Source organism: Pectobacterium sp. A5351, assembly GCF_028335745.1.
GTDB lineage: Bacteria > Pseudomonadota > Gammaproteobacteria > Enterobacterales > Enterobacteriaceae > Pectobacterium.
Genome location: NZ_CP116477.1, coordinates 237,941 through 264,478 on the forward strand (window position 1 = coordinate 237,941; position 26,538 = coordinate 264,478).

General features: G+C 50.9%; 25 protein-coding genes, 2 tRNA genes and 3 rRNA genes. 19 read left to right on the plus strand and 11 right to left on the minus strand.

Going from position 1 to position 26,538, the window contains the following annotated elements; translation table 11 throughout:
* Nucleotides 1–4 precede the first annotated feature (4 nt).
* The 4 genes from nfi to O1Q74_RS01115 all read left to right on the plus strand — a co-directional run bounded on the left by nfi (nt 5) and on the right by O1Q74_RS01115 (nt 2,530).
* Nucleotides 5–694: a deoxyribonuclease V gene (nfi, locus tag O1Q74_RS01100; RefSeq protein WP_271875672.1), complete on the plus strand. Its 690-nt coding sequence runs from the start codon at nt 5–7 to the stop codon at nt 692–694.
* A gap of 77 nt (nt 695–771) precedes the next feature.
* The gene (locus O1Q74_RS01105; protein WP_271875674.1) at nt 772–1,362 is read left to right on the plus strand and encodes a YjaG family protein; all 591 of its coding nucleotides are present in this window, start codon (nt 772–774) and stop codon (nt 1,360–1,362) included.
* A gap of 204 nt (nt 1,363–1,566) precedes the next feature.
* Complete coding sequence (hupA, locus tag O1Q74_RS01110) at nt 1,567–1,839, plus strand: nucleoid-associated protein HU-alpha (protein ID WP_009114799.1); 273 nt, start codon at nt 1,567–1,569, stop codon at nt 1,837–1,839.
* Nucleotides 1,840–1,843: 4 nt separating this feature from the next.
* A complete protein-coding gene (locus O1Q74_RS01115; RefSeq protein WP_271875679.1) occupies nt 1,844–2,530 on the plus strand; it encodes a DUF1481 domain-containing protein in 687 nt (228 codons plus the stop codon).
* Between the two features lie 83 nt (nt 2,531–2,613).
* Here the strand turns inward: O1Q74_RS01115 and purD are convergent, their stop codons facing one another.
* Together purD and purH are read right to left on the minus strand one after the other, a co-directional pair.
* Complete coding sequence (gene purD, locus O1Q74_RS01120) at nt 2,614–3,900, minus strand: phosphoribosylamine--glycine ligase (RefSeq protein ID WP_271875681.1); 1,287 nt, start codon at nt 3,898–3,900, stop codon at nt 2,614–2,616.
* A gap of 18 nt (nt 3,901–3,918) precedes the next feature.
* Nucleotides 3,919–5,508 carry a bifunctional phosphoribosylaminoimidazolecarboxamide formyltransferase/IMP cyclohydrolase gene (purH, locus tag O1Q74_RS01125; RefSeq protein ID WP_271875683.1) on the minus strand — a complete coding sequence of 530 codons (1,590 nt, stop codon included), beginning with the start codon at nt 5,506–5,508 and terminating at the stop codon, nt 3,919–3,921.
* Between the two features lie 604 nt (nt 5,509–6,112).
* Between purH and O1Q74_RS01130 the strand changes: the two genes are divergently transcribed.
* From O1Q74_RS01130 to rrf, 5 genes are all read left to right on the plus strand, one after another.
* Nucleotides 6,113–7,654: ribosomal RNA gene (locus O1Q74_RS01130) — 16S ribosomal RNA — on the plus strand.
* Nucleotides 7,655–7,727: 73 nt separating this feature from the next.
* Nucleotides 7,728–7,804 (plus strand) — tRNA-Ile (locus O1Q74_RS01135).
* Nucleotides 7,805–7,846: 42 nt separating this feature from the next.
* Nucleotides 7,847–7,922: transfer RNA gene (locus tag O1Q74_RS01140), tRNA-Ala, on the plus strand.
* Nucleotides 7,923–8,123: 201 nt separating this feature from the next.
* A 23S ribosomal RNA gene (locus O1Q74_RS01145) occupies nt 8,124–11,030 on the plus strand.
* 138 nt (nt 11,031–11,168) lie between these two features.
* Nucleotides 11,169–11,284, plus strand: a 5S ribosomal RNA gene (rrf, locus tag O1Q74_RS01150).
* Together the 16S, 23S and 5S rRNA genes with 2 tRNA genes alongside form the textbook arrangement of a ribosomal RNA operon.
* A 249-nt stretch (nt 11,285–11,533) precedes the next feature.
* Here the strand turns inward: rrf and O1Q74_RS01155 are convergent.
* Together O1Q74_RS01155 and O1Q74_RS01160 are read right to left on the minus strand one after the other, a co-directional pair.
* Nucleotides 11,534–12,199: an amino acid ABC transporter permease gene (locus O1Q74_RS01155; protein ID WP_271875685.1), complete on the minus strand. Its 666-nt coding sequence runs from the start codon at nt 12,197–12,199 to the stop codon at nt 11,534–11,536.
* A gap of 89 nt (nt 12,200–12,288) precedes the next feature.
* A complete protein-coding gene (locus tag O1Q74_RS01160) occupies nt 12,289–13,056 on the minus strand; it encodes an amino acid ABC transporter substrate-binding protein (RefSeq protein WP_271875687.1) in 768 nt (255 codons plus the stop codon).
* Between the two features lie 319 nt (nt 13,057–13,375).
* Between O1Q74_RS01160 and O1Q74_RS01165 the strand changes: the two genes are divergently transcribed.
* From O1Q74_RS01165 to O1Q74_RS01180, 4 genes are all read left to right on the plus strand, one after another.
* Complete coding sequence (locus tag O1Q74_RS01165) at nt 13,376–14,521, plus strand: endonuclease/exonuclease/phosphatase family protein (protein ID WP_271875688.1); 1,146 nt, start codon at nt 13,376–13,378, stop codon at nt 14,519–14,521.
* Between the two features lie 68 nt (nt 14,522–14,589).
* Nucleotides 14,590–14,994 carry an ASCH domain-containing protein gene (locus O1Q74_RS01170; RefSeq protein WP_271875689.1) on the plus strand — a complete coding sequence of 135 codons (405 nt, stop codon included), beginning with the start codon at nt 14,590–14,592 and terminating at the stop codon, nt 14,992–14,994.
* Nucleotides 14,995–15,457: 463 nt separating this feature from the next.
* A complete protein-coding gene (locus O1Q74_RS01175; RefSeq protein WP_271875690.1) occupies nt 15,458–15,832 on the plus strand; it encodes a hypothetical protein in 375 nt (124 codons plus the stop codon).
* Nucleotides 15,832–16,176, plus strand: coding sequence for a hypothetical protein (locus O1Q74_RS01180; RefSeq protein ID WP_271875692.1), 345 nt, complete (start codon nt 15,832–15,834; stop codon nt 16,174–16,176). Before O1Q74_RS01175 ends, O1Q74_RS01180 begins: the two co-directional genes overlap by 1 nt.
* A 346-nt stretch (nt 16,177–16,522) precedes the next feature.
* Here O1Q74_RS01180 and O1Q74_RS01185 read toward each other — a convergent pair whose 3' ends face one another.
* Complete coding sequence (locus O1Q74_RS01185; protein WP_271875693.1) at nt 16,523–16,702, minus strand: YlcI/YnfO family protein; 180 nt, start codon at nt 16,700–16,702, stop codon at nt 16,523–16,525.
* A gap of 186 nt (nt 16,703–16,888) precedes the next feature.
* On the opposite strand from O1Q74_RS01185, the gene O1Q74_RS01190 reads away from it, so the two are divergent.
* Together O1Q74_RS01190 and O1Q74_RS01195 are read left to right on the plus strand one after the other, a co-directional pair.
* Nucleotides 16,889–17,077 (plus strand): host cell division inhibitor Icd-like protein, encoded by a 189-nt coding sequence (locus tag O1Q74_RS01190; RefSeq protein WP_271875695.1) that lies wholly within the window; start codon nt 16,889–16,891, stop codon nt 17,075–17,077.
* Nucleotides 17,070–17,261, plus strand: a complete 192-nt coding sequence (locus tag O1Q74_RS01195; RefSeq protein WP_271875697.1) for a hypothetical protein — start codon at nt 17,070–17,072, stop codon at nt 17,259–17,261. The genes O1Q74_RS01190 and O1Q74_RS01195 overlap by 8 nt, the downstream gene beginning before the upstream one ends.
* A gap of 137 nt (nt 17,262–17,398) precedes the next feature.
* Here O1Q74_RS01195 and fis read toward each other — a convergent pair whose 3' ends face one another.
* From fis to O1Q74_RS01225, 6 genes are all read right to left on the minus strand, one after another.
* Nucleotides 17,399–17,695: a DNA-binding transcriptional regulator Fis gene (gene fis / locus O1Q74_RS01200; protein ID WP_005975342.1), complete on the minus strand. Its 297-nt coding sequence runs from the start codon at nt 17,693–17,695 to the stop codon at nt 17,399–17,401.
* Nucleotides 17,696–17,718: 23 nt separating this feature from the next.
* Nucleotides 17,719–18,684, minus strand: coding sequence for a tRNA dihydrouridine synthase DusB (gene dusB, locus O1Q74_RS01205; RefSeq protein WP_271875706.1), 966 nt, complete (start codon nt 18,682–18,684; stop codon nt 17,719–17,721).
* 356 nt (nt 18,685–19,040) lie between these two features.
* Nucleotides 19,041–19,775, minus strand: coding sequence for a carbonic anhydrase (locus O1Q74_RS01210; RefSeq protein WP_271875708.1), 735 nt, complete (start codon nt 19,773–19,775; stop codon nt 19,041–19,043).
* 172 nt (nt 19,776–19,947) lie between these two features.
* Nucleotides 19,948–20,835 carry a 50S ribosomal protein L11 methyltransferase gene (gene prmA, locus O1Q74_RS01215; RefSeq protein WP_271875710.1) on the minus strand — a complete coding sequence of 296 codons (888 nt, stop codon included), beginning with the start codon at nt 20,833–20,835 and terminating at the stop codon, nt 19,948–19,950.
* Nucleotides 20,836–20,852: 17 nt separating this feature from the next.
* Entirely contained in the window at nt 20,853–22,304 is a 1,452-nt protein-coding gene (gene panF / locus O1Q74_RS01220) for a sodium/pantothenate symporter (protein WP_271875712.1), read from the minus strand.
* Nucleotides 22,294–22,536 carry a YhdT family protein gene (locus O1Q74_RS01225; RefSeq protein ID WP_271875714.1) on the minus strand — a complete coding sequence of 81 codons (243 nt, stop codon included), beginning with the start codon at nt 22,534–22,536 and terminating at the stop codon, nt 22,294–22,296. Before O1Q74_RS01225 ends, panF begins: the two co-directional genes overlap by 11 nt.
* A gap of 515 nt (nt 22,537–23,051) precedes the next feature.
* Here O1Q74_RS01225 and O1Q74_RS01230 point away from each other — a divergent pair.
* The 4 genes from O1Q74_RS01230 to O1Q74_RS01245 all read left to right on the plus strand — a co-directional run bounded on the left by O1Q74_RS01230 (nt 23,052) and on the right by O1Q74_RS01245 (nt 26,525).
* Entirely contained in the window at nt 23,052–23,480 is a 429-nt protein-coding gene (locus tag O1Q74_RS01230; protein WP_271875716.1) for a TOBE domain-containing protein, read from the plus strand.
* A gap of 260 nt (nt 23,481–23,740) precedes the next feature.
* Nucleotides 23,741–24,778: an ABC transporter substrate-binding protein gene (locus O1Q74_RS01235; protein WP_271875717.1), complete on the plus strand. Its 1,038-nt coding sequence runs from the start codon at nt 23,741–23,743 to the stop codon at nt 24,776–24,778.
* Nucleotides 24,775–25,770, plus strand: a complete 996-nt coding sequence (locus tag O1Q74_RS01240; protein ID WP_271875719.1) for a FecCD family ABC transporter permease — start codon at nt 24,775–24,777, stop codon at nt 25,768–25,770. Before O1Q74_RS01235 ends, O1Q74_RS01240 begins: the two co-directional genes overlap by 4 nt.
* On the plus strand, nt 25,767–26,525 hold the full coding sequence (locus O1Q74_RS01245) for an ABC transporter ATP-binding protein (protein ID WP_271875721.1): 759 nt from the start codon (nt 25,767–25,769) through the stop codon (nt 26,523–26,525). Before O1Q74_RS01240 ends, O1Q74_RS01245 begins: the two co-directional genes overlap by 4 nt.
* Nucleotides 26,526–26,538 lie beyond the last annotated feature (13 nt).

Below are 26,538 nucleotides of genomic sequence, written 5' to 3' on the forward strand. Positions count from 1 at the left end.
TGATGTGATTGATACACAACAGCTGCGGGCTGAACAACTGGCTCGGGCGTCTGATGTGATTCGGCACGACGATGTACCTTTTGAACAGCCTGCGTTTATCGCAGGCGCTGATGTTGGCTTTGAGCAAGAAGGTTCGGTCACCCGCGCCGCAATTGCAGTAATGCGCTATCCTTCGCTAGAGCTGGTAGAATACAAGATTGCACGCATTAGCACGACGATGCCTTATATCCCCGGTTTTCTTTCATTTCGTGAATGCCCTGGCTTACTTGCTGCGTGGGCGTTGCTGGAACAGAAACCGGACCTGCTGTTTGTCGATGGACACGGGATTTCCCATCCACGTCGTCTCGGTGTTGCTAGTCATTTTGGTCTGTTGGTTGATGTGCCCACCATTGGCGTGGCGAAAAGTCGGCTTTGCGGCCGGTTTGAACCGTTGGCAGAGAGCGTCGGTAGCCAGCAGCCGTTACTGGATAAGGGCGAGCAGATTGGTTGGGTATGGCGTAGCAAAGCGCGCTGTAATCCGCTGTTTGTGGCGACGGGGCACCGCGTTGGACAAGATAGTGCATTGCATTGGGTACAACGTTGTATGCGCGGCTACCGTTTACCGGAGCCGACCCGTTGGGCTGATGCGGTTGCATCGAATCGCCCCGCATTTGTGCGTTGGCAACGGCAGCAAGCCGCTAACGTATTGTCGTAAAACTTTAAGAATTCAGGCATAGGGCGACACTGTGATTTCAGGTACACTGCCGTCCGTCGCTGTTAATGAGCATAAAAATGTTACGTAACCCCATTCATTTACGTCTGGAAAAACTGGCAAGCTGGCAACATGTCACTTTCATGGCATGCCTTTGTGAACGTATGTATCCTAATTACCACGAGTTCTGCCGTCAAACAACGTTCGGTGATGCGATGGTTTACCGCCGCATTCTCGATCTGGTATGGGAAACATTGGTTGTTAAAGATGCGAAGGTTAATTTCGATAGCCAGTTGGAAAAGCTGGAAGAAGCGATTCCCGCTGCGGAAGATTACGATCTTTACGGTGTCTACCCGGCTATTGATGCCTGTATCGCGCTGGGCGAGCTGATTCATTCGCGTTTAAGCGGCGCAACGCTCGAACATGCGATAGCAATTAGCGAAACATCTATCCGCACGGTTGCCATGTTGGAAATGACGCAGGCAGGCAAAGAAATGACCGACGATGAGCTAAAGGTTTTGCCTGCAATTGAAGAAGAATGGGACATCCAATGGGAGATTTTTCGCCTGTTGGCGGCCTGTGAAGAACGTGATATTGAGCTGATAAAAGGGCTCCGTTCCGATCTGCGCGAGGCCGGAAGTAGTAACATCGGGATAAATTTGCATCAATAACGCGATAAAACGTGATTTAAGGCCTGAAATGGCCTGTCTTAAGGCTTCACATTCGCACCCTGTCTGGTCTACATTTGGGGGGCGTAAAAAAAGTGGCTGTCGGTGCGTGTATGCAGGAGAGTGCTACCACACCCTGAAAGGGGAGATGGCATATCCGTCGCACTCGATGCTTAGCAAGCGATAAACACACTGTAAGGATAACTTATGAATAAGACTCAACTGATTGATGTAATTGCGGATAAAGCTGATCTGTCAAAAGTACAGGCTAAAGCAGCTTTGGAATCAACTCTGGCGGCAATTACCGAGTCTCTGAAAGAAGGTGATGCAGTACAATTAGTTGGTTTTGGTACGTTTAAAGTCAACCATCGTAATGAGCGCACTGGCCGCAACCCACAAACCGGTAAAGAAATCAAAATTGCTGCTGCCAACGTGCCAGCGTTTGTTTCTGGCAAGGCTCTGAAAGACGCTGTTAAATAAGCCCATGTCGGTTAAAAGTTTAAGCAGAGGGGCGTTTTCGCCCCTTTTGCTTTTACGACGTTTGTGTGGCGCAGGCCTCGTGCTGACTGCTGTGGTGGCCTGTAGTAGCCGCACCGCACCGCCGGAGTTTTTCGCCAGCGGTTACGTTGCCGATCGCGGTATTGTGCGTTTGTGGCGTAAAGACGATGCGCAGAATACGACGGCGCTGACCACCGTGTTCAACCCGCTTCAGGGCAATGCTCTGGTGGTGACGCGCTATACGTTCCAACAGGATAAGCTACGCGAGATACAGCGTAATCAGCTCGGGGCGCAACAAGAAGATATGCGTTTGCGCTTTGCAGAAGATGGAACCGTCAGCTTTATGCAGCGGCAACTTGCCGAAAGACGAGAATCGGTTTCTGATGATGATATCGCGCTCTACCAGTTTGATGCTAAGCGTATGCTGGAGTTGAGCGATGTACTGCGAGCAGGAAAGGTGACGCTAAAGCAAGGGAAATGGCAGGAAGGGCAAGTACAGTCTTGTGACGGTACGGTGGTTCGCCCTGATTTTGACAATGATTCGCGTGAATGGATTGCAGAGCAAAAAGTGCAGGCAACGCGCCCGCTAAATGTCGCGTGGCTGGAAGCGCCGGAAGGGACGCAGCTATTGCTGGTGGTGGAAGATGATGTTTGCCAGTGGCAGCCTAAATAACGTTAATCTAAAAATCTGGCGATAAAAAACCCGGATTTCTCCGGGCTTCAGTATTTATCAGACAATCGTTATCGGATCGCCTATCAGGCTTGCTCGCGCTCAATGGCGCGGTAGCCGATGTCTTTTCGACAGAATACTCCCTGCCATTGAATACCCGCTGCGATTTCGTAAGCGCGCTGCTGCGCTTCAGCGACGGTATTGCCCAGTGCGGTGACGCACAGTACACGGCCGCCGTTGGTCACGACATTAATACCATTTAGCTTGGTACCAGCATGGAAGACCTTGCCATCTTCAGCATCCTGCTGCGGTAAGCCGGAAATCACATCGCCCGTGTTGTAGTCAGCCGGGTAGCCGCCTGCGGCCAATACCACGCCCAGAGACGGACGTTCATCCCAGACGGAATCTTTCTGGTCCAGCGTGCCATCACAGGCTGCCAGACACAGTTCCACCAGATCGGAGCGTAGGCGCAACATAATGGGCTGTGTTTCTGGATCGCCGAAGCGGCAGTTGAACTCGATCACTTTTGGCTGACCATCGGCAGAAATCATCAGTCCTGCATACAGGAAACCGACGTAGGTATTTCCCTCTGCGGCCATGCCGTTTACGGTTGGCCAAATTACCTGATCCATCACGCGCTGGTGGATTTCATCAGTCACGACCGGGGCTGGAGAATAAGCACCCATACCGCCAGTATTTGGGCCCGTATCTTTATCTCCAACGCGTTTATGATCCTGACTGGTTGCCATCGGTAGCACATTCTTGCCATCCACCATCACGATAAAGCTGGCTTCTTCGCCATCAAGGAATTCTTCCACCACGATACGGTGTCCGGCATCGCCGAATGCATTCCCCGCCAGCATATCCTGAATGGCGTTTTCCGCTTCCTGCAACGTCATGGCGACAATCACACCCTTGCCAGCGGCTAATCCATCTGCCTTGATGACGATAGGCGCACCTTTGCTGCGTACGTAGGCCAGTGCAGGTTCAACTTCGGTGAAGTTCTGGTATTCCGCTGTCGGGATGCGGTGGCGTGCCAGAAAATCTTTAGTGAAGGCTTTAGAACCTTCTAACTGTGCTGCGCCCTGTTTTGGGCCAAAGATTTTTAGACCCGCGTGCTGAAATGCATCGACAACACCGAGAACTAACGGTGTTTCTGGGCCAACGATGGTTAAATCGATGTGGTTTTCCTGCGCAAAAGTGACTAACGCTGGAATGTCGGTTGCGGCGATATCGACATTGGTCAGCGCTGGCTCAAGCGCGGTGCCGGCATTTCCCGGAGCGACATAAACGTGTTTTGCCAGCGGTGACTGTGCGGCTTTCCAGGCCAGCGCGTGCTCGCGTCCGCCATTACCAATGATTAAAATGTTCATTTCGGTCAAGCTCCAGAATTAATGGCGGAAATGGCGCATGTCGGTAAAAATCATCGCAATGCCGTGTTCGTTGGCGGCGGCAATGACTTCATCATCGCGAATGGATCCGCCTGGTTGGATCACACAGGTAATACCAACGGCAGCGGCAGCATCAATACCATCACGGAATGGGAAGAACGCATCAGATGCCATCGCGGAGCCTTTTACCTCCAGCCCTTCATCACCCGCTTTGATTCCGGCGATTTTTGCTGAATAAACACGGCTCATCTGACCGGCACCTATTCCGATGGTTATATTGTCGCGTGCGTACACAATCGCATTGGATTTGACGAATTTAGCCACTTTCCAGCAGAAGAGGGCGTCGCGTAATTCCTGTTCGCTTGGCTGACGTTCGGTCACGACACGCAGCTGAGACGCATCGACCATGCCCAGATCGCGATCCTGTACCAGCAAACCGCCGTTGACGCGTTTGAAATCCAGACCAGCAACACGTTGCTGCCAACTGCCACAGGTCAGGACGCGTACGTTTTGTTTGGCAGCGGTCACCTTCAATGCGGCCTCGCTGGCGGATGGCGCAATAATCACTTCGACAAACTGACGGCTGATAATGGCCTGCGCCGTTTCTTCATCCAGTTCACGGTTGAAAGCGATAATGCCGCCGAATGCCGATGTTGGGTCGGTTTTATAGGCGCGTTCGTAGGCATCAAGGATTGAACCGCCGATTGCTACGCCACACGGATTCGCATGTTTAACGATAACGCAGGCCGGTTCGGCAAATTCTTTCACGCACTCCAGCGCCGCATCGGTATCGGCGATGTTGTTATAAGACAGCGCCTTTCCTTGTAACTGCGTAGAGGTCGCGACAGAAGCCTCGCTAATATTCTCTTCTATATAGAAGGCGGCTTGCTGATGGCTGTTCTCGCCGTAGCGCATGTCCTGCTTTTTGATGTAGTTCAGGTTCAACGTGCGTGGGAAGCTACCTGATGGTTTATCGGTTTCACCGTGGTAAGGCGGAACCAGTGCGCCAAAGTAGTTGGCAATCATGCTGTCGTACGCGGCAGTGTGTTCGAAGGCTTTGATCGCTAAATCGAAACGGGTTTCGTAGGTCAGCGAACCGTCGTTGGCGTCGATTTCATTAATGATGGCGCTGTAGTCGCTGCTCTTGACTACGATAGCCACATCCTTATGGTTTTTTGCTGCGGAGCGAACCATCGTAGGGCCACCGATATCGATATTCTCGACGGCGTCTTCTAATGTGCAGTTCTCACGAGCCACGGTCTGGGCAAACGGATACAGATTCACAACAACGATATCGATCGGCTTGATGTCGTGCTGCGTCATGATCGCATCATCTTGACCGCGACGTCCCAAAATACCGCCGTGTACTTTCGGGTGCAGAGTCTTTACACGCCCATCCATCATTTCCGGGAAGCCAGTGTAGTCAGAGACTTCAGTCACCGGCAAGCCAGCATCAGCCAGCAAACGTGCGGTTCCTCCGGTTGAAAGGAGCTCGACACCACGGTGGGACAGAGCTTGAGCAAATTCGACAATACCTGCTTTGTCAGAAACGCTGAGCAGAGCGCGGCGAATTGGACGGCGTTGTTGCATGATGATGTTATCCCCTGGATTTGGGTAGTCAGTAAAGAACGGTATGTGAATATCGTCTTTGTCAGAGCAATAGTTGCGGAATAAAGAGAAATATTCAGTTAGCGTTCGCAAAAATACGACGATCTTGAATGGGGTGAATTGTAGCGAAAACGTTTGCGTGATGCTCGTCAATTTTTGAGTAGAATGCTTTCTGTGGATAAGTTTGTGCAAAAATAGGTATAAAGCGGGGTTTTGCTGTGGAATGCAGCAAACAAACATTTTTCTTTAAAATACCTATTGCGGCCTGCCGAGAAGTCCCTATAATGCGCCTCCACTGACACGGCAACAGCGCAAACGCAGTTGTGATGACAGGAAAAAGATTTCATAAAGCAGTCAGCAATGACTTGACTTTAAAGCGGATTAGCATAGTATATGCGACCCGCGCCACGAGAGATTGTGGCACTGCTCTTTAACAATTTAATCAGACAATCTGTGTGGGCACTCACAAGACCGTATCTTAACGATATAAAAAGTCTTGAAGAGTGAACAACAGTAAATTCATTACGAATAAACAGTTTTAATTCTTTGAGCATCGCTGACGAGTTCAGCAAATCAAACAAATCTTAAATTGAAGAGTTTGATCATGGCTCAGATTGAACGCTGGCGGCAGGCCTAACACATGCAAGTCGGGCGGTAGCACAGAGGAGCTTGCTCCTTGGGTGACGAGCGGCGGACGGGTGAGTAATGTCTGGGAAACTGCCTGATGGAGGGGGATAACTACTGGAAACGGTAGCTAATACCGCATAACGTCTTCGGACCAAAGCGGGGGACCTTCGGGCCTCGCGCCATCAGATGTGCCCAGATGGGATTAGCTGGTAGGTGAGGTAATGGCTCACCTAGGCGACGATCCCTAGCTGGTCTGAGAGGATGACCAGCCACACTGGAACTGAGACACGGTCCAGACTCCTACGGGAGGCAGCAGTGGGGAATATTGCACAATGGGCGCAAGCCTGATGCAGCCATGCCGCGTGTGTGAAGAAGGCCTTCGGGTTGTAAAGCACTTTCAGCGGGGAGGAAGGCGGTGAGGTTAATAACCTCATCGATTGACGTTACCCGCAGAAGAAGCACCGGCTAACTCCGTGCCAGCAGCCGCGGTAATACGGAGGGTGCAAGCGTTAATCGGAATGACTGGGCGTAAAGCGCACGCAGGCGGTTTGTTAAGTCAGATGTGAAATCCCCGAGCTTAACTTGGGAACTGCATTTGAAACTGGCAAGCTAGAGTCTTGTAGAGGGGGGTAGAATTCCAGGTGTAGCGGTGAAATGCGTAGAGATCTGGAGGAATACCGGTGGCGAAGGCGGCCCCCTGGACAAAGACTGACGCTCAGGTGCGAAAGCGTGGGGAGCAAACAGGATTAGATACCCTGGTAGTCCACGCTGTAAACGATGTCGATTTGGAGGTTGTGCCCTTGAGGCGTGGCTTCCGGAGCTAACGCGTTAAATCGACCGCCTGGGGAGTACGGCCGCAAGGTTAAAACTCAAATGAATTGACGGGGGCCCGCACAAGCGGTGGAGCATGTGGTTTAATTCGATGCAACGCGAAGAACCTTACCTACTCTTGACATCCACAGAATTCGGTAGAGATACCTTAGTGCCTTCGGGAACTGTGAGACAGGTGCTGCATGGCTGTCGTCAGCTCGTGTTGTGAAATGTTGGGTTAAGTCCCGCAACGAGCGCAACCCTTATCCTTTGTTGCCAGCGGTTAGGCCGGGAACTCAAAGGAGACTGCCAGTGATAAACTGGAGGAAGGTGGGGATGACGTCAAGTCATCATGGCCCTTACGAGTAGGGCTACACACGTGCTACAATGGCGTATACAAAGAGAAGCGACCTCGCGAGAGCAAGCGGACCTCATAAAGTACGTCGTAGTCCGGATTGGAGTCTGCAACTCGACTCCATGAAGTCGGAATCGCTAGTAATCGTAGATCAGAATGCTACGGTGAATACGTTCCCGGGCCTTGTACACACCGCCCGTCACACCATGGGAGTGGGTTGCAAAAGAAGTAGGTAGCTTAACCTTCGGGAGGGCGCTTACCACTTTGTGATTCATGACTGGGGTGAAGTCGTAACAAGGTAACCGTAGGGGAACCTGCGGTTGGATCACCTCCTTACCAAGAAGATGTGCGTTGAGTGAAGTGCTCACACAGATTGTCTGATGAAAATAACGAGCAGAAATACCTTAATAGGCTTGTAGCTCAGGTGGTTAGAGCGCACCCCTGATAAGGGTGAGGTCGGTGGTTCAAGTCCACTCAGGCCTACCAACTCTTCCGTGAGTGGTATATAAGGTATCTGTAAGCAACGATGGGGCTATAGCTCAGCTGGGAGAGCGCCTGCTTTGCACGCAGGAGGTCTGCGGTTCGATCCCGCATAGCTCCACCATTAAAAAGACTTCAGAGCGTATTGGAAACAGTATGCTGCGAAGTATTTTGCTCTTTAACAATCTGGAACAAGCTGAAAATTGAAACATGACAGCTGAACATGCATGACTGCCTTCGGGTGAGTTGTGATGAATCAGTCTGTCAATGAGTCTCTCAAATAATCGCAGCGCGAATGTGTCTTCAAGACACCTTCGGGTTGTGAGGTTAAGCGACTAAGCGTACACGGTGGATGCCTAGGCAGTCAGAGGCGATGAAGGGCGTGCTAATCTGCGATAAGCGTCGGTAAGCTGATATGAAGCGTTATACCCGACGATACCCGAATGGGGAAACCCAGTGTGTTTCGACACACTATCATGACATGAATCCATAGTGTCATGAGGCGAACCGGGGGAACTGAAACATCTCAGTACCCCGAGGAAAAGAAATCAACCGAGATTCCCCCAGTAGCGGCGAGCGAACGGGGAGGAGCCCAGAACCTGAATCAGTTTGTGTGTGAGTGGAAGCGTCTGGAAAGTCGCACAGTAAAGGGTGATAGTCCCGTACACAAAAATGCACAAGTTGTGAGTTCGATGAGTAGGGCGGGACACGTGACATCCTGTCTGAATATGGGGGGACCATCCTCCAAGGCTAAATACTCCTGACTGACCGATAGTGAACCAGTACCGTGAGGGAAAGGCGAAAAGAACCCCGGCGAGGGGAGTGAAATAGAACCTGAAACCGTGTACGTACAAGCAGTGGGAGCCTACTTGTTAGGTGACTGCGTACCTTTTGTATAATGGGTCAGCGACTTATATTCTGTAGCAAGGTTAACCGAATAGGGGAGCCGCAGGGAAACCGAGTCTTAACTGGGCGTTAAGTTGCAGGGTATAGACCCGAAACCCGGTGATCTAGCCATGGGCAGGTTGAAGGTTGGGTAACACTAACTGGAGGACCGAACCGACTAATGTTGAAAAATTAGCGGATGACTTGTGGCTGGGGGTGAAAGGCCAATCAAACCGGGAGATAGCTGGTTCTCCCCGAAAGCTATTTAGGTAGCGCCTCGTGAATTCATCTTCGGGGGTAGAGCACTGTTTCGGCTAGGGGGTCATCCCGACTTACCAACCCGATGCAAACTACGAATACCGAAGAATGTTATCACGGGAGACACACGGCGGGTGCTAACGTTCGTCGTGAAGAGGGAAACAACCCAGACCGCCAGCTAAGGTCCCAAAGTCATGGTTAAGTGGGAAACGATGTGGGAAGGCACAGACAGCCAGGATGTTGGCTTAGAAGCAGCCATCATTTAAAGAAAGCGTAATAGCTCACTGGTCGAGTCGGCCTGCGCGGAAGATGTAACGGGGCTAAACCATGCACCGAAGCTGCGGCAGCGACACTCAGGTGTTGTTGGGTAGGGGAGCGTTCTGTAAGCCTGCGAAGGTGTCCTGTGAGGGGTGCTGGAGGTATCAGAAGTGCGAATGCTGACATAAGTAACGATAATGCGGGTGAAAAACCCGCACGCCGGAAGACCAAGGGTTCCTGTCCAACGTTAATCGGGGCAGGGTGAGTCGACCCCTAAGGCGAGGCTGAAAAGCGTAGTCGATGGGAAACAGGTTAATATTCCTGTACTGGGTGTTACTGCGAAGGGGGGACGGAGAAAGCTAGGTTATCCGGGCGACGGTTGTCCCGGTTTAAGCGTGAAGGTGGGTGACTTTGGTAAATCCGGGTCATCATTAACACTGAGGCGTGATGACGAGTCACTACGGTGATGAAGTAACTGATGCTACGCTTCCAGGAAAAGCCTCTAAGCTCCAGGTAACACCGAATCGTACCCCAAACCGACACAGGTGGTCAGGTAGAGAATACTCAGGCGCTTGAGAGAACTCGGGTGAAGGAACTAGGCAAAATGGTGCCGTAACTTCGGGAGAAGGCACGCTGGTGTAAGGTGAAGTCCCTCGCGGATGGAGCTGAGACCAGTCGAAGATACCAGCTGGCTGCAACTGTTTAATAAAAACACAGCACTGTGCAAACACGAAAGTGGACGTATACGGTGTGACGCCTGCCCGGTGCCGGAAGGTTAATTGATGGGGTCAGCCGCAAGGCGAAGCTCTTGATCGAAGCCCCGGTAAACGGCGGCCGTAACTATAACGGTCCTAAGGTAGCGAAATTCCTTGTCGGGTAAGTTCCGACCTGCACGAATGGCGTAATGATGGCCAGGCTGTCTCCACCCGAGACTCAGTGAAATTGAACTCGCTGTGAAGATGCAGTGTACCCGCGGCAAGACGGAAAGACCCCGTGAACCTTTACTATAGCTTGACACTGAACCTTGAGCCTTGATGTGTAGGATAGGTGGGAGGCTTTGAAGCGTGGACGCCAGTCTGCGTGGAGCCGACCTTGAAATACCACCCTTTAATGTTTGATGTTCTAACGTGGGCCCGTAATCCGGGTTGCGGACAGTGTCTGGTGGGTAGTTTGACTGGGGCGGTCTCCTCCCAAAGCGTAACGGAGGAGCACGAAGGTTAGCTAATCCTGGTCGGACATCAGGAGGTTAGTGCAAAGGCATAAGCTAGCTTGACTGCGAGAGTGACAGCTCGAGCAGGTGCGAAAGCAGGTCTTAGTGATCCGGTGGTTCTGAATGGAAGGGCCATCGCTCAACGGATAAAAGGTACTCCGGGGATAACAGGCTGATACCGCCCAAGAGTTCATATCGACGGCGGTGTTTGGCACCTCGATGTCGGCTCATCACATCCTGGGGCTGAAGTAGGTCCCAAGGGTATGGCTGTTCGCCATTTAAAGTGGTACGCGAGCTGGGTTTAGAACGTCGTGAGACAGTTCGGTCCCTATCTGCCGTGGGCGTTGGAAGATTGAGAGGGGTTGCTCCTAGTACGAGAGGACCGGAGTGAACGCACCACTGGTGTACGGGTTGTGATGCCAATTGCATTGCCCGGTAGCTAAGTGCGGAAGAGATAACCGCTGAAAGCATCTAAGCGGGAAACTTGCCTCGAGATGAGTCTTCCCTGGGTACTTGATACCCCTGAAGGGCCGTTGAAGACGACGACGTAGATAGGCTGGGTGTGTAAGCGTAGCGATACGTTGAGCTAACCAGTACTAATGACCCGGGAGGCTTAACCTTACAACACCGAAGGTGTTTTGTGAGATGACTCATAGAGAAGTGTTTTGATATTTAGCTTGTTCGAAGATTGGTTCTGATGGTTGTACACAAACACACGAAAGTGAGTGAAGTACAACGGTTGGAATGAAACAGAATTTGCCTGGCGGCGATAGCGCGGTGGTCCCACCTGACCCCATGCCGAACTCAGAAGTGAAACGCCGTAGCGCCGATGGTAGTGTGGGGCTTCCCCATGTGAGAGTAGGGAACTGCCAGGCATCAAATAGTGGAAGGCCCCTGTCGAAAGACAGGGGCTTTTTGCTGTGTGCGTGTTGGGGAAAACAAAACACAGTGGTCAGAGCCGAAGAACAGGACGTTTTTACGACCCAGACTGGCTAAGTTAAAATAGAGAGAATGAGGCAGCGTCAGCCAATATGCATATTTTTCCGGTATGGATAGCCGTTTGTTAAATGGCGTGAGTGCGAGGACGCCATCAGCCCAGCGGATTGCATAGGCTGATGTCGGCGTTAGTGTGTGATATGGCGCTGATAATACTTTTCTAGTTTCACCTGTAGCTGGCTCAGCACGGTGCTGAACATCAGATAAATCAGCGCTGCTTCGATATACAGAATCAGAGGCTCATAGGTAACGGAGACGATGCGCTGAGCGGATAAAAACATCTCCGGTACGGTGATCACGGCGGCCAGCGACGTATCCTTGATTAAGGAAATAAACGTATTGGAAAGCGGCGGCAGCGACACGAAAACGGATTGCGGGAAGATGACCCAGCGAATCGCCTGCCTGCCGTTCATACCGAGAGAATAGGCGGCATTCCATTGGCCTTTCGGGACAGACAAAATTGCCCCGCGGACGATCTCCGAGCTATAGGCACCCACGCTGATAGTGAAACCAATAAGGGCAGCCGGAAAGGCATCCAGAGTAATCCCCGCGCTGGGTAGTCCATAAAAAATCAGGAAAAGCTGAACCAATAATGGCGTTCCACGAATAACCCAAACGTAGAAATCACCCACCCATTTCAGCGGCTTTGGGCCATAAAGGCGAACCAGTGCGATGATAATGCCGAGAGCTAAGCCAAAGATGAAAGACAGGATAGCCAGAGGGACGGTAAATTTCAGTCCCGCAGACAGCAGGCTCCAGAAGGAGTCTGCCATGAGTTGTAGCCAAGGCGGCATGAAAACGAGCTCCGATAAAGATATGCTCTAATTACAGAGCGCGTTGATGATAATCACATTCATAACAACGCGCTCTGGTAACAGTGCGATTATTGAGAAACATCCTCCCCGAAGTATCGCACAGATATCGTTTTATAGGTGCCGTCTGCTTTAATTTCATCCAGAGCTTTATTTAATGCTTCTACCAGTGGTTCCTGATTTTTACGTACCAGAATCGCGGAAGGTTCGCCGTCTTTTGAGGTCGCTGCAATCTTCACGTTGGCATCTGGCTTCTGCTTTTTGAAATCCAAGAATGACAGATTGTCGTTCAACGTGGCGTCCGCACGGCCGCTGAGAACCAGATCCAGCGACTGATTAAAGCCGTCCGTCGGCACGATGTCCGCGCCGTAGCGGGTGGCTTGTTTAGAGTAATTGCTGGTCAGGCTTTGTGCTGATTTTTTGCCTTTCAAATCGCTGAAATCTTTAATGGTGGTGTTATCGCCACGGACAACCAGCACCGCTTTGGAGTCGATATAAGGCTTGGAGAAATCATACTTGGCTTGGCGCTCTTTGGTCACACCAACCTGATTGATGACCGCATCGTAGCGCTTGGCATCAATACCGGCGATTAAGCCGTCCCAACGTCCTTCAATGAACTGGGCTTTCACGCCGAGTTTTTCTGCCACCGCGCGGCCAATATCCACATCGAAACCAACCAACTGGCCTGATTTATCATGATAGGTATAAGGCGCATAGGTGCCTTCTGTGCCGATCTTGATAACCCCTGCGGACTTGATGGCGCTAAGGTCATCGGCATGAGCGAATACGCTGGTAGCAAGCAGGGCGCTGGTCAGTAAAGCAAAACGTATTTTTTTCATTATGAATTCCTGTGAGTGGTATGCAGTGATGCGCTTATAACTTTTGTTAATAACGAATCTACGCGACAACACATCTGTTTATAAATCACGTTGTGTGATGATTTATATCAGAAGTGAATATAGTACTCATGGCGTGCGTACTTTTGTCGCGAGCCTGACTTTTGTAGTGAATATAGTGCGTCTAACACGTTTTAACCATGTTGAGTGAAGGAACGATAGAAAGAGTCTATTGCGCCGTAAATGCTACCCAACTGTCACAATGTGCTTCTATTCTCAAAAGGACATCATTGCTTTTGCCACTACCTAGCAGGAGACAACAATGAAGATCCGCATCGCCAGCTATAACGTTGAGAACCTGTTCCACCGTACCGCGATTCTCAACCTCCCCGATACCCAGCAGATTGACGCCTTATTGCAGCAGGTCAGGCAGCTTCAGCATCTTCTTGAACAGCCCCAATACGATGATGCCCTGAAAGATCAGGTGTTCCACCTTTCTATCGCACTACGTCCTTATATTGATATTCGCACCGATGCAGGCACGCTGGGGCGATGGAAAAAGGAGGACGCCGGTACCGGATTTAGGATCAATAAAAGCTGCCGCGGTCGTGGGGATTGGATCGGTGAAATCGTATTTAAATCGCAGGAGTTCAGCAGCCAACAGCGTAAGAATACGGGCAAGATTATCACCCTGCTTAACGTCGATATTCTGTGCGCGGTTGAAGTCGAAAATATGGATGTCCTGCGTGATTTCAATAATCAGGTACTGGGGGAAAATAAATTCAGCCAGTTCGTGATGATCGACAGCCCGAACGATCCGCGTGGTATTGATGTCGCCTGCTTGACGCGTTATCGGATTGCTCAGCTCCGCACACATATTTTTGATGCCGGAAAGCGCTTCGATCCCGTATTTAGCCGTGATTGTCTCGAAGTGATGCTGGATGCCGGTCTCAAACAGCCGATTTATATTCTGTGTAACCATTTCAAAAGTCAGAGCGGTCAAACGGAAGAAGAGCGGCAGCGTGGGGCGGAGAAGCGCCGCGATCAGGCCGAACGTGTCGCGGAGATTGTCCAACAGACTTACGATCTCAAGAAAGACTATGTGGTCATTCTCGGTGATTTGAACGAGGATTCGTCAAACCCCTGGAACAGTTTGGCTCCGTTGTTTTCCCTGTTGGACTTACACCCGGTTATCGACCCTGAGCGCCCGGAAAAAGAGCGCTACACCTACTATTTTGCTGGAGGAAAGAAGGGCGCGCGGTTAAATCAACTTGACTACATTTTCCTGTCTGCGCCTCTGCATCAGGCGGTGGTGGAGTGGGGAATCGAACGTCGGGGCATTTATAATATCGACAAGATTGCTGCCAAAGAGGGCGCTGAACCGGTTACGCCGCTACCCGAAGTGACATCATGGGACACGGCTGCGTCTGACCATGCCGCGCTTTGGGTAGAAGTGGACATTACCTGATGGTCGCTTTACGGCTATGATGGCGTAAGAAAACAGAGCGATGATAGCCGTATAAACCGAGGAAGATGATGAGTCATAAACAAGGATTGGAAAAGTACCCAGACGCGCTGCGCTGGTCATTTGGCGACAGCCCCGAGCTGGCGGATGAGCTGCTGCAACTGGTGCGACAAGGGCATAAAACGGCAACCTGTAGTTCGTACCACGCATTCAAAAACGAGCAAACGCCGCAGGTCGGCGATTACAATATCGTTCTGGACGGTGCCGGACAGCCTTCCTGCGTGATTCGGACGCGCTCGTTAACGCTGGTGCGCTACTGCGATGTGACTGCTGAGATGGCGGCGAAAGAGGGCGAAGGCGACAAAAGCCTGGCTTTCTGGCGTGAAGGCCATCAGACATTTTTCGAACGAGAAGGCACGTTTGCCCCGGATATGCTGCTGGTGTTTGAAGAGTTTGAGCTGGTTGAGGTGTTTTGAAGTAGTTGATGCTCAAACTGGCTGTTATTGCCTCGGTTTACTGTTATCGTTTTGTAGTTATAGATCCTTTTATCCTATTCCACACCTGATTATCAGTTATGTGAAGACTGTTCACTCTAGGTTGGGGCTGCTCAAGCTCGGTTCAGCCGAGTATCACACTATTTCTGGTAATTATTGTTTCGAATTATAAATGGAAAAGATATGAAAAATAGCCAGTGGTGGTATGCATTGGTAACGTACTAAGAAGGATTTAATCTTGAAGTTATGCGTTAGTTAAGGCTAAACTAAAACATATCTTTGGGCACTGTGCTCCTCTACGCAGTTACCTTGGTTTTTAAGAGATAAAACTCTCAAGAACCTTTGAAAACCGCCTTTCAAGGCGGTTTTTTGATTTCACAGAGGAGACTATGAACCTTATGTTAATATCTCAGAAATAGTTTCATTATTAGATTAGGGTAAATAAATGGACATCGGACTCAAAGTCGGAAAAAAAGAATTAATAAAGAGCTACAACATAGCTCTTCCAGTCAGCGAAGATAAGGTGTCAATCAATATAGAAGACATCAATATCATATTTGAATTTTCTAACATGTTAGATGATATTAGCGAGGAGAAGTTAAAAAACTGGGACTTCGAAATTGTGGATAAAACTCTGACTTTCAAGATAAATAGGTTGGCAAAAAAAAATACTCAATTAGGTACTACAAAAGCATTTCCACGGATAGCAAAAGTGGATGGATTAGATATATATCTTGGTTTTTTATATCAACCAAATAATAATAATAGCATTTCTCTTTTATCTATATCTCTTTACCGAGCGTGCAAGGAAGACGAATAATGAAAGAAAAAGAAGGGGCAGAGAATAAACTTTATGATGACTTATCAGAAGATAAGTCATATCAAAAAACACCCCCCAAAAACATACTTAATTATTTTCTTAAAGAAAAAATAAGCGATTTTATAGGGACTGCTGAAGAAGCAAAAAATTCGGTTGTATGGTATGTCGTAACAAGAACGATAAGATATTCTTGGGTTATTATTTTCCTGCTGGTTCTAGTTGATATATATAATACAGGAGGGGCAGCAGCGATTGATATAATAGTCAAGGTTTCGTCAATATTTATACCTATAATAACTCTCGCTTTAGGATATCTTTTCGGGAAGAAAGATTCTGAAAAATAAACTAACTTGTTAAAATTACCGTCATGCTGGCGGTTTTTTTAACGATATGCTTTCTCTTTATTTTATGAATTCTTTCAATAAAATAGACTCTAAGTTTCTATGGTTATTCACATGAGATAGCTGTTAGTTATCTATTTGATATTTTTTGGTATAAATATAGTCTTGTGCTATTTTCTGCAAAAATAACTAATTATGATATTTCTGTCTTCTATAATACTCATCCAGCATCAATGATTTGAAAGAAAGATTAGTGCATATCCAAAGTGTAAATGTTCATGTCTGGTACTTAGCTGGCTGTCTAAGCACTAGTGCGTATAGCTCACGTTACCCGTAAAAATGCCCATTCTTAGGACCCATCTTTAGGCTGCTTGCGCTGGCGGCGTTTGATCTCGCCTTTTACTGCGGTGATGATGAATTGCGCCTTTGTCTCACCAGCTTCAAGGCTGCTTTCCATTTCAGCAACAACGTCGTGCGGGAACCTTGCATTCAACTGCTGTGACTTGTTGTTAATTGAACCCGTTGCCATTGCTGGATCTCCATGTACTAAGTGCGATTCAGTATACGTAAAAATAATTCTAAAAAACACCTTGAGGTGCGATTCACTTAGGCGTAATGTTAGCTGCATAGGTGCGATTCACCTATAAAATGCGAAGCCCGGCAGTGTTGGAGCACTAACCGGGCCTCTAACCACAATGTTATTGGAGCTAACACTATGGCTGATATCCAGTCTACCCAAACTCGCCCCGAATTTCAGTATCGCTTTCTTGCTTTGGGAACATCTTCTCGGCGTGTCGTTCATATTATTGCTGCCACCGAACGTCAGGCGCGGGAACATTCCCCTGATGGTCATGTCATGGTCTTTGCTGGTCGTCTGCCCGTTCAGGAGGTGCACCATGTTTGATAACACACCGTTAGAACCCGAAGAAGCGCTCGATCAGTGTCGTGCGCTGGCTTACGCCATTGTTGAATTAGACAACCCAGAATCGAAAGAGATTTTAACGTTCGTGTTAGCGGAACGACTGGATAACCTGCACCGACTCTTTCATGCGTCAGAAACGGATACACAAGAAGGGATGAGTCATTAACAACGAATTCCTCATCTCGCAGACGAAATGGCTCAGGCCGCCACGCTAAGACTGTTGCTACCTAAATAGATGACAAAGAAAAAGGCGCTTAACCCAAGAGGTAAAGCGCCTTTTTTCAAATGCTTAACTGATTAGTATCAGTTCATGCCGTATTTTTTCAATTTCTTACGCAGAGTACCGCGGTTGATGCCCATCATCAGGGCGGCGCGGGTTTGGTTACCGCGGGTGTATTGCATCACCATGTCCAACAGTGGCTGTTCAACTTCAGCCAGTACCAGCTCATACAGGTCACTTACATCCTGACCGTTCAATTGAGCAAAATAGTTCTTCAGTGCCTGTTTAACCGAGTCGCGCAGGGGTTTTTGGGTTACCTGAGCCTGAGAGTTTACAGTGGAAACGGTCAGTACGTCAGAATTCACGCGTTGTTCGAACATAGTTCTGTCAGCTCTTTTTCTGTTTACGCAAGATTTTCAAAATATGCCTTCAACGCCTCCAGCTGCTCGCTGGCATCCTCAATGGCGTTGAATGTGCGCCTAAACTGGTCGTTTGGGGCATGCTCCTGGAGATACCAGGATACGTGCTTACGAGCGATACGAAATCCCTTGCCTGGACCATAAAAGTCGTGCAATTCCCGTATATGCTCGATCAACAAGCGCTTAACCTCTGCCAACGGCATCGGTGCCAGCAACTCCCCTGTGTCCAGATAATGCTGGATTTCCCGAAAGATCCAGGGTCTTCCCTGAGCGGCTCGTCCTATCATCAGGGCGTCAGCCCCGGTGTAGTCCAGAACCGCTCTGGCTTTATGCGGGTCTGTAATGTCGCCATTCGCAACAATAGGAATGGTAACGGCCTGCTTAACTGCCCGAATGCTGTCGTATTCCGCGAAACCATTGAACAGGCACGCACGGGTGCGTCCGTGAATGGTTAACGCCTGAATGCCACAGTCTTCGGCCAGTTTGGCAATTTCTACACAGTTGCGGTGCTCTGGTGCCCAACCGGTACGGATTTTCAGTGTCACCGGCACGTCTACCGCTTTCACTACCGCAGAGAGGATCTGTTTGACCAAATCCGGATACTGCAATAACGCAGATCCTGCCATCTTGCGGTTCACCTTCTTCGCCGGGCAGCCCATATTGATGTCAATGATTTGCGCGCCGGAATCAGCATTGATTCTCGCTGCCGCCGCCATCTCATTGGGGTCACAACCGGCAATCTGCACGGCTCTGATACCCGGTTCATCGCTATGAACCATTCGCAAACGCGATTTGTCTGAACGCCACACTTCCGGGTTGGAAGAAAGCATTTCAGACACGGTCATTCCAGCGCCCATCGCGTGACAGAGTGCTCTAAATGGGCGATCGCTAATACCAGCCATTGGGGCTGCTATCAAACGATTGGTAAGCTGAAATTGTCCAATGTGCATAGACAAAAATTGACCATACTGTGCCTGCAAGGGCGCGTATATTACGCATTTTTTACGTCAGATGAAAGGCCAAACTTTGACCAATTTACGGCTATCGATCAATGAAAATGCACATCGTTAAGGTGTGTAAAAATATTATCCATATTTAACAGCTAGTTATATTTTTATGGCGATTTTTTGTTCTGGGAAATATTCATCTGTTTACAGAATTTTATCTGTAAGCGCAGTCATTTTTAGTGGAGATACAGCAGGCTATCAATGCGTTATCAGTGAAATGCGTTGGTTAATGCGGCAAAAAGGGTACGGATTCATCACAGGCTGGTCGACAGACGGTCTGACCAGCCTCGCGGAGCGGTTTAATGGATGATGACGCGGCCATTAAGCGGCTGTATGGGGCGATTATTGGCGTGATGCATGACTGAGCGGAACTGGTTTATCTGTTCAACGGAGGCGGTGACGGGGTGATCCAGCACCAGCCAGCGAATGCCTTCCGAGCACGGTGGCGTGGTGAGCGACCCGCTAAACCGATAGTAGTTTAATGACGTCGGTAACAGGCTCTGAATCGCGATTGGCGTGCGCACGTCCTCCGCCTGATTAACCTGAGCCGGAATCTGCTGCCATGTCGTGGCTAACGGCAGATTGGCCTCTCCTTCCTGAAACATCAGCGCGATAACGGTAAGCGCGCCAGCCGCGTCTTTATAGACAAAATGGCCTTCCAGCGGAAACTGCTTACCGTCAATTTCATTCTCGCTCGGTGCGTGAAAGTGAAACTGTTGTAAGGTGAATGTCTCGTTATCCAATTCCAGCGTGTTCCCCGGACCGACGTTAACCTGAACGGTATGCCTGTTGTTGATAATTTGCTGTGTCCCTGGCAGGAAGGCTAGCTGTAAAGGGTCGTGCTGGGCGTTCAGCGCCTGGCGGATATTGATGGGAGATTGGTTTTTACCGGTTTCACACAGCGAGAAATCTGGAGACAGCTTTCCCCAGTGTGCGGGATCGCCGTTGCCTTCGTAGCCCCAGTGCACCGGATCGGCCGCCAAGGTGGAAAAGCTGGCGGACAGCATCAATACGATAGAGAGTTTACCTTTCATTTTTCATCCCTTGAAAATAATGATACGGCATCGTTGAGCGCGGGGCGCAGGTGCGTCCGGTCACTTGCCGAGCCGAATAATACGCCAGTTTATGGTGAGCAATCGTGAGATATAACAAGAAGAAGGGTGCCCACCGTTGCATACGGTGGGCGGGACTAGCGGGATGGCGTTATTACGATGCGCGGCGTTGGCCGGTAATGCGGCACCATTCTTCGCGTTCAGCGACCGGATCGAGCGTGAACTTGTCTGCATACGCTTCTGCGACGCCTTCGGCCTGCGTCGCCAGCACGCCGGAAAGGCCGAGGTGGCCGCCTGCTTTTGGCAAATCGCTAATCAGCGGTGCCAGTTCGCGCAGCGGGCCAGCAAGGATGTTGGCAACGACGACATCGGCAGACAGGTCAGCAGGCTGCTCTTTCGGCAGATAAAGCTCAAGACGCTCGGAAACGCCGTTGCGCTGTGCGTTATCTCGGCTGGCCTGAATCGCCTGCGGATCGATATCAATCCCGATAGCGCGTGCCGCACCCAGTTTCAGGGCGGCAATCGCCAAAATGCCGGAACCGCAGCCGAAATCGATAATGGTTTTCCCTTCCAGATCAAGCCCGTCGAGCCATTGCAGGCACAGCGCGGTCGTCGGGTGGGTGCCAGTGCCAAAGGCCAGGCCCGGATCGAGCATGACGTTGACGGCAGTCGGGTCAGGAATGTCAAGCCAGCTTGGGCAAATCCACAGACGTTTGCCGAACTGCATTGGGTGGAAGTTATCCATCCATTCGCGTTCCCAGTCTTTGTCTTCCAATTGTTCGATCTTGTGTTTAAAACCCACGCCCAGTAGCGGTTCTTGCTCCAGCATGGCGATAACCGCGTTCATGTCGGTTTCGGCGTCGTACAGCGCAATCGCGTCGGTATCGCCCCACAGGCGGGTCTCGCCCGGCAGCGGTTCGAACACCGGGGTATCGTGCGTATCCTGAAACGTAACGGATACCGCACCGCTTTCCATCATGACGTCACCCAGTGGTTCTGCAACCTTTCCTGAGGTGTTTATTTTCAGTTGAATCCACGGCATAGCAGTCTCTATTACATTTAAAGTGAAGATGAAGCGGCAACCGGCGCTGGTGGATTATGACCAAAGCGGTTGCCAATAATAAACGCCATCAGGCTGAGTAACAGCGATGGCACAATCGGGTGATAGCCAGCCAACTGAAGATTGAAGCTAGCCAGTAAGGTATAGCAAATCGCCCCGGTGAACATGGCGCTGAGCGCCCCTGCGGCATTCGCGCGTTCCCAATACAGGCCCAGTACCAGCGGCCACAGAAACACCGCTTCCAGCCCGCCAAACGCCAGCAGATTCAGCCAGATGATCATATCCGGTGGCCGTAAGGAGGCCAGCAGCACCAGCAGACCCAACAGCAGCGTAGTCATGCTGGAGAGGATCTTGATGCGGCGTTCGTTATGGATCTGCTGCGGACGTACGCTGAGATAGAGATCTTTAATGATCGTGGCGGAAGCCTGAAGCAGATGCGCATTAATGTTGGACATGATAGCGGCCATTGGCGCAGCGAGAAAGATCCCTGCGGCCAGCGGCGGTAATACGGTGACCATCAGCGCCGGTAACACCTGATCGGGGATCGTCAGATCTGGCATCACGGCGCGGCCCAGCGCACCAGCCAGATGCATGCCGAGCATCAGAATGCCGATGACGATGGTGCCAATGATAATTCCACGGTGCAGCGCTTTGCTGTCACGATAAGAAATACAGCGGACGGCAGTGTTCGGCAGGCCGATAACGCCGAAGCAGACCAGCACCCAAAATGAGGCCATAAACGGCATCGACAGAATACCGCCGCTGCCCTGTGGTGACACCAGCATCGGGTCAATCTGTTGCAGCTTATCCACCGCGCTGTGCAGGCCGCCAGCGGCATAGATCACGCCGACCAGCAGGATGACGGTGCCGATCAGCATCACGATGCCCTGCATCGCATCATTCAGCACGCTGGCGCGGAAGCCGCCAAATGTGGTGTAGAGCGCAATAGTGACGCCGAAAATCAGCAGACCGATGTCGTAAGGGATGTTCGCGGCGGTTTCCAGCAGGCGCGCACCGCCGATGAACTGCACGGCCATCGCCCCGATAAACGCGACCAGCAGGCTGATACTGGCAAACCACACCAGCAGCGGGCTGTTATAGCGGGCGTACAGCATGTCATTCAGCGTGATGGCGTTGTAGCGCCGCGCCAAAATGGCGAACTTTTTCCCCAAAATCCCGAGCGATAGCAGCATGGTGGGAAGTTGGATCATCGACAGCAGTACCCAGCCCAGCCCGTATTTATACGCGGCACCCGGCCCGCCGATAAAAGAGCTGGCGCTGACATACGTGCCGATCAGCGTCATCGCCAGCACAAACCCGCCCATTGAGCGGCCGCCGAGGAAATACTCGTTAAGAAAGTTACCCGCCTGACGGCGACGGTACGCATAAACCGACAGCCCGAACACCAGCAGTAGATAGCCAATCAGCGGCAATAAAATTTCAATTTGCATCGTCACTCTCCAGTGAGATATCGCAGAAAATGACGCGCACCATCAGCCAGCACAGCAGCGTAAACACGAGCGGCAGCAGCAGGCAGGCCATCTCAAACCAGTGCGGAAGGCCGGTTATCCCTTGTGTGTTGTCAGGCAAATAGGCGGCAAGCACCCAGGCCACTAAATAAATCAACGTCAGGCCAAAAGCCCAGCGGGCCTCTTTGTGCGCCTGAGGAAAGCGTGTATCCATGTTTTTCTCCACCGTAAATGGGAGCATTGATATCGTTATGAACGTCGTGATGACGAAAGCGGGAATTTTACGGCATGTGGGCCAATTGACTAGTAAGAATTACGCCAGAAGCGTAAAAGCCAGTCGCGGGGGTAATGCTAATCGTTGAAGAATCGAGATACCGGGGCTACCACGGTGTGAGCTATTTCGGTCTGGTGAGCAACAGAGCAGGGCGGAAATAAAATTTATCTCGCCACAAAATAATACTAAATGAGTATCTTGGCTTATTGATCTTGAGGTAATTGGCGAATGATAGATGCCACATCGCATAATTTTCTCAGAAGAACGTTTACTATAGGGCTATTATTTATCGTCTGCTATTCCAGCGAGGAATAGTGGCGATACGAAAGGAAAGTAATAATAGCGCCAACGATATTGGCGCTGTTGTGCATCAGGTAATTATCGTGTCGCAACTTCCTGCTGCCTGGATTATTTAGTCGTTACTATTATGTTAAAGATGAACCAAAGGAGTCGTTATGTCAGTTTCAGCAAGAAATCAGCTATCGGGTGTTGTGTCTTCTATTGTAGAAGGTGCGGTAAACAATGAAGTGGCATTGACCCTGGAAAGCGGGGATAAGTTAACGACGGTGATTACACGAGCCAGTTGTGATTCAATGGAATTGGCTGTCGGCAAGCCAGCCATTGCGTTGGTGAAAGCACCCTGGGTCATTTTGGCATCGGCGGAATGTGGTTTGAATTTCTCTGCCCGCAATCAGTTTCACGGCAAAGTGAGTACCGTGGCTAAAGGTGCCGTAAACTCGACAGTGCAACTGGTTACCGCTGGTGGGTTGACACTGACCTCAACCGTGACCAATGAAAGCCTGGAAGAGATGAACATTGATGTGGGCAGCGAATTAATCGCTCTGGTTAAGGCTTCCAGTATTATTCTGGCTACCCGCAAATAATTGCGTTTTCCTTAACAAATCACCCAGCCATCTGCCGGTAAACTCTCGATATATAATGGTTTATCGGCTTATTTTTTACCCCCGGAAAATTTCTTCTTCTGCTGTATTTCTGCATAAAACATATCTTATTTTTTGGTTCAAATGACCCACGTCAGGTATCGCTGGAAATGTGATCTGGATGATTGACCCTGAAGTTTGTGTGTGGATAATACCCTTATATAAAAATATATATAACGATATTATTTAACTCTGGGATCACCATGGGAATTAACAGGCGTACTTTCTTGTCGTATCTGGCGGCATTGTCTACTTTACCTCTTTTTCCTGCTTCCTTTGCGCATGCGTTTGACCGCATTGCTGGGTGGTTTGGTCAAATTCCCGCTCCTTCTGATATTCAGCGCGTCATCAGCGCGGGGCCACCTGCGGATCTGCTGCTGCTGGCACTGGTTCCGGAAAAGCTGCTTGGGTTTTCATCGTTTGATTTGTCGGGTGAATCGGGCGTACTGTTTTCTGAAACTGTTCGCCGATTGCCGCGTTTGGGCCGTTTATCGGGCAGAGCCAGTACGTTATCGCTGGAAAAACTGCTGACGCTAAACCCAGACATCATCATTGACTGCGGGAATGCTGATGAAACGTATCGCTCGCTGGCGCAGAGGACATCACAGCAGACCGGTGTGCCTTACGTGCTGGTGGATGGTGGCTTACTGGACACGCCTTCGCAGCTCCGGCAGGTGGGGCTGTTACTGAATGCCGCAGAGCGAGCGGAGCAGCAGGCGCAGTTTGCCGAGGCGATTTTGCAGCGTGCGAATGCCTACCGCACCAATGTCCAGGCTGAGAAGCCGTGCTTCTATTTCGCTCGCGGGGCGATGGGGTTGGAAACCGGACTGCGTGGTTCTCTCCATACCGAAGCGGTGGAACTGCTGGGTTTTGAGAATGTTGCGACCGCAGGGGAATTAAAAACGCTGACTCAGGTGTCGATGGAGCACATTCTGCGGTGGAACCCGGCACTCATCATCACGCAGGATGTGCAAAGCTATCAGCACATTATGTACTCGGAGCAATGGCAGGACGTGCATGCGGTTGCACAGCAGCGCGTGATCCTGATGTCCGGCTTGCCGTTTGGCTGGCTGGATGCACCGCCCGGCCTGAATCGGCTGCTGGGGCTGTGCCGCTTACAAAGCCATTTTGACCCTGCCGCCGCGCAGCAACTCAAAAGCGATACCCGAACGTTTTTCCGCCTGTTTTACCATACCGATCTGAATGATGCACAGCTTGAGTCGTTGCTGAGAGTGGGATGAAAAGCCATACCATTACTCTAGTACTGGGGGTTTTGCTGATCGGCAGTGCGCTGTTCGCGTTAACGGTGGGACACTATTCCCTTTCTGCGCAGGAAATCCTGCAAATTATCACTGCTCCGCAGGGAACGGCGTCGATCGAGCCACGTAAAGCGACCGTGTTCTGGAATATTCGCTTGCCGCGCCTACTGGCGGCGATGCTGATTGGTGCCGGGTTGGCCGCCGCCGGTGCGGCTTATCAGGGCATGTTCCGTAATCCTCTGGTTTCCCCGGATATTCTTGGCGTCTCTGCCGGTGCTGGCGTAGGGGCGACGCTCGGGATTTTCCTCGGTTTACCGATGCTGTTTATTCAGCTTCTGGCATTTGTCGGCGGACTGGGGGCGGTGACGCTGGTTTGCCTGATTGCTCGTATGGCGAAGCGACACGATCCCGTCTTGGCGCTGGTGTTGGTGGGCATGGCGATCGGCGCATTAGGCGGTGCGGCGATCGCGCTGATCAAGATCCTGGCCGATCCCTATACTCAATTACCGTCTATTACCTTCTGGTTATTGGGCGGGCTATCCGCCACCACGGCTCAGGATTTAAAAGTCGCAGCGATACTGATTGTGATTGGGCTGGCTCCGCTCATTTTACTGCGCTGGCGCATGAATCTGCTGAGTCTACCGGATGAAGAAGCCCGCACGCTGGGCGTGAATATCCTTTATACTCGGCTGTTATTCATTTTTGCGGCGACGTTAATTACCGCCAGCGCGGTGTCGATTGCGGGAATCATCGGGTGGATAGGGCTGGTGGTGCCGCACATCTGCCGTTTGATCGTCGGAGACAATTTCAATCGGCTATTACCCGTTTCTATTGCCGTTGGAGCGCTGCTGCTGTTACTCACCGACACGCTAGCGCGAACGATCGCTGCGATTGAACTGCCGCTAGGCATTCTGACGTCGTCCATCGGTGCGCCCTTCTTCCTGCTCCTGTTGTTGAGGGGGGAAAGAGCATGACGGGCAGCAGCATCGCTACGCTTCAGGCGGTTAGCGTCGGATATGGTCGCACCGTTGTGAATCGCGACATCTCGTTTTCACTGCCATCCGGGCAGATTACCTGTTTGCTGGGCACCAATGGCAGCGGCAAAACCACCCTGATGCGCACCTTGCTGGGCCTGATTCCCGCCTTTTCCGGTCAGATACATATCGCTGAGAAACCCATTGCCGCGTGGTCTGCCAGAGCGCTCGCACAGGTTGCGGCCTATGTGCCTCAGGCGCATGACTCGCCTTTTGCTTTCCGCGTGTTGGATATGGTGCTGATGGGATGTCACCCCCGTTTGTCGCTCTTTTCCACGCCGGGAAAACGTGAAATCGCACAGGCCGAAGCGGTGCTATCCCAGCTCGGGATTTTGTCACTGAGCCTGCGTTCATACGCGACGCTGAGCGGAGGCGAACGGCAGCGTGTACTGATTGCTCGTGCGCTAATACAGCAGCCTTTGCTGATGGTGATGGATGAACCTGCGGCCAGTCTGGATTTTGGCAACCAGATTCGATTACTGGCACACATAAGGCAGCTCAAAGAAAGCGGGATGGCAGTGTTGATGTCCACACACCATCCCCAGCATGCGCGAGCCGTGGCGGATAACGTGGTCTTGCTGCATCCCGGCGCGGGAACGGAACAGGGAAGCCCGGACGTTCTGTTGACGCCGACGAAGCTGGCGGCGTTGTACGGCGTAAAAGAAGCGGATATTCACGCCCATTTCCGCACCTGATGTGCAGGCAAGC

What these genes read in the sequence shown, in the direction of transcription:
- hupA (WP_009114799.1), top strand. Translation starts at nt 1,567, where the DNA reads ATGAATAAGACTCAACTGATTGATGTAATTGCGGATAAAGCTGATCTG.
- O1Q74_RS01190 (WP_271875695.1), top strand. Translation starts at nt 16,889, where the DNA reads ATGGCTGATATCCAGTCTACCCAAACTCGCCCCGAATTTCAGTATCGC.
- O1Q74_RS01175 (WP_271875690.1), top strand. Translation starts at nt 15,458, where the DNA reads ATGGACATCGGACTCAAAGTCGGAAAAAAAGAATTAATAAAGAGCTAC.
- prmA (WP_271875710.1), bottom strand. Translation starts at nt 20,835, where the DNA reads ATGCCGTGGATTCAACTGAAAATAAACACCTCAGGAAAGGTTGCAGAA.
- O1Q74_RS01105 (WP_271875674.1), top strand. Translation starts at nt 772, where the DNA reads ATGTTACGTAACCCCATTCATTTACGTCTGGAAAAACTGGCAAGCTGG.
- purH (WP_271875683.1), bottom strand. Translation starts at nt 5,508, where the DNA reads ATGCAACAACGCCGTCCAATTCGCCGCGCTCTGCTCAGCGTTTCTGAC.
- O1Q74_RS01240 (WP_271875719.1), top strand. Translation starts at nt 24,775, where the DNA reads ATGAAAAGCCATACCATTACTCTAGTACTGGGGGTTTTGCTGATCGGC.
- panF (WP_271875712.1), bottom strand. Translation starts at nt 22,304, where the DNA reads ATGCAAATTGAAATTTTATTGCCGCTGATTGGCTATCTACTGCTGGTG.
- purD (WP_271875681.1), bottom strand. Translation starts at nt 3,900, where the DNA reads ATGAACATTTTAATCATTGGTAATGGCGGACGCGAGCACGCGCTGGCC.
- dusB (WP_271875706.1), bottom strand. Translation starts at nt 18,684, where the DNA reads ATGCACATTGGACAATTTCAGCTTACCAATCGTTTGATAGCAGCCCCA.
- O1Q74_RS01170 (WP_271875689.1), top strand. Translation starts at nt 14,590, where the DNA reads ATGAGTCATAAACAAGGATTGGAAAAGTACCCAGACGCGCTGCGCTGG.
- O1Q74_RS01245 (WP_271875721.1), top strand. Translation starts at nt 25,767, where the DNA reads ATGACGGGCAGCAGCATCGCTACGCTTCAGGCGGTTAGCGTCGGATAT.
- O1Q74_RS01235 (WP_271875717.1), top strand. Translation starts at nt 23,741, where the DNA reads ATGGGAATTAACAGGCGTACTTTCTTGTCGTATCTGGCGGCATTGTCT.
- O1Q74_RS01210 (WP_271875708.1), bottom strand. Translation starts at nt 19,775, where the DNA reads ATGAAAGGTAAACTCTCTATCGTATTGATGCTGTCCGCCAGCTTTTCC.
- O1Q74_RS01165 (WP_271875688.1), top strand. Translation starts at nt 13,376, where the DNA reads ATGAAGATCCGCATCGCCAGCTATAACGTTGAGAACCTGTTCCACCGT.
- O1Q74_RS01115 (WP_271875679.1), top strand. Translation starts at nt 1,844, where the DNA reads ATGTCGGTTAAAAGTTTAAGCAGAGGGGCGTTTTCGCCCCTTTTGCTT.
- O1Q74_RS01180 (WP_271875692.1), top strand. Translation starts at nt 15,832, where the DNA reads ATGAAAGAAAAAGAAGGGGCAGAGAATAAACTTTATGATGACTTATCA.
- O1Q74_RS01155 (WP_271875685.1), bottom strand. Translation starts at nt 12,199, where the DNA reads ATGCCGCCTTGGCTACAACTCATGGCAGACTCCTTCTGGAGCCTGCTG.
- fis (WP_005975342.1), bottom strand. Translation starts at nt 17,695, where the DNA reads ATGTTCGAACAACGCGTGAATTCTGACGTACTGACCGTTTCCACTGTA.
- O1Q74_RS01230 (WP_271875716.1), top strand. Translation starts at nt 23,052, where the DNA reads ATGTCAGTTTCAGCAAGAAATCAGCTATCGGGTGTTGTGTCTTCTATT.
- O1Q74_RS01160 (WP_271875687.1), bottom strand. Translation starts at nt 13,056, where the DNA reads ATGAAAAAAATACGTTTTGCTTTACTGACCAGCGCCCTGCTTGCTACC.
- O1Q74_RS01195 (WP_271875697.1), top strand. Translation starts at nt 17,070, where the DNA reads ATGTTTGATAACACACCGTTAGAACCCGAAGAAGCGCTCGATCAGTGT.
- O1Q74_RS01225 (WP_271875714.1), bottom strand. Translation starts at nt 22,536, where the DNA reads ATGGATACACGCTTTCCTCAGGCGCACAAAGAGGCCCGCTGGGCTTTT.
- O1Q74_RS01185 (WP_271875693.1), bottom strand. Translation starts at nt 16,702, where the DNA reads ATGGCAACGGGTTCAATTAACAACAAGTCACAGCAGTTGAATGCAAGG.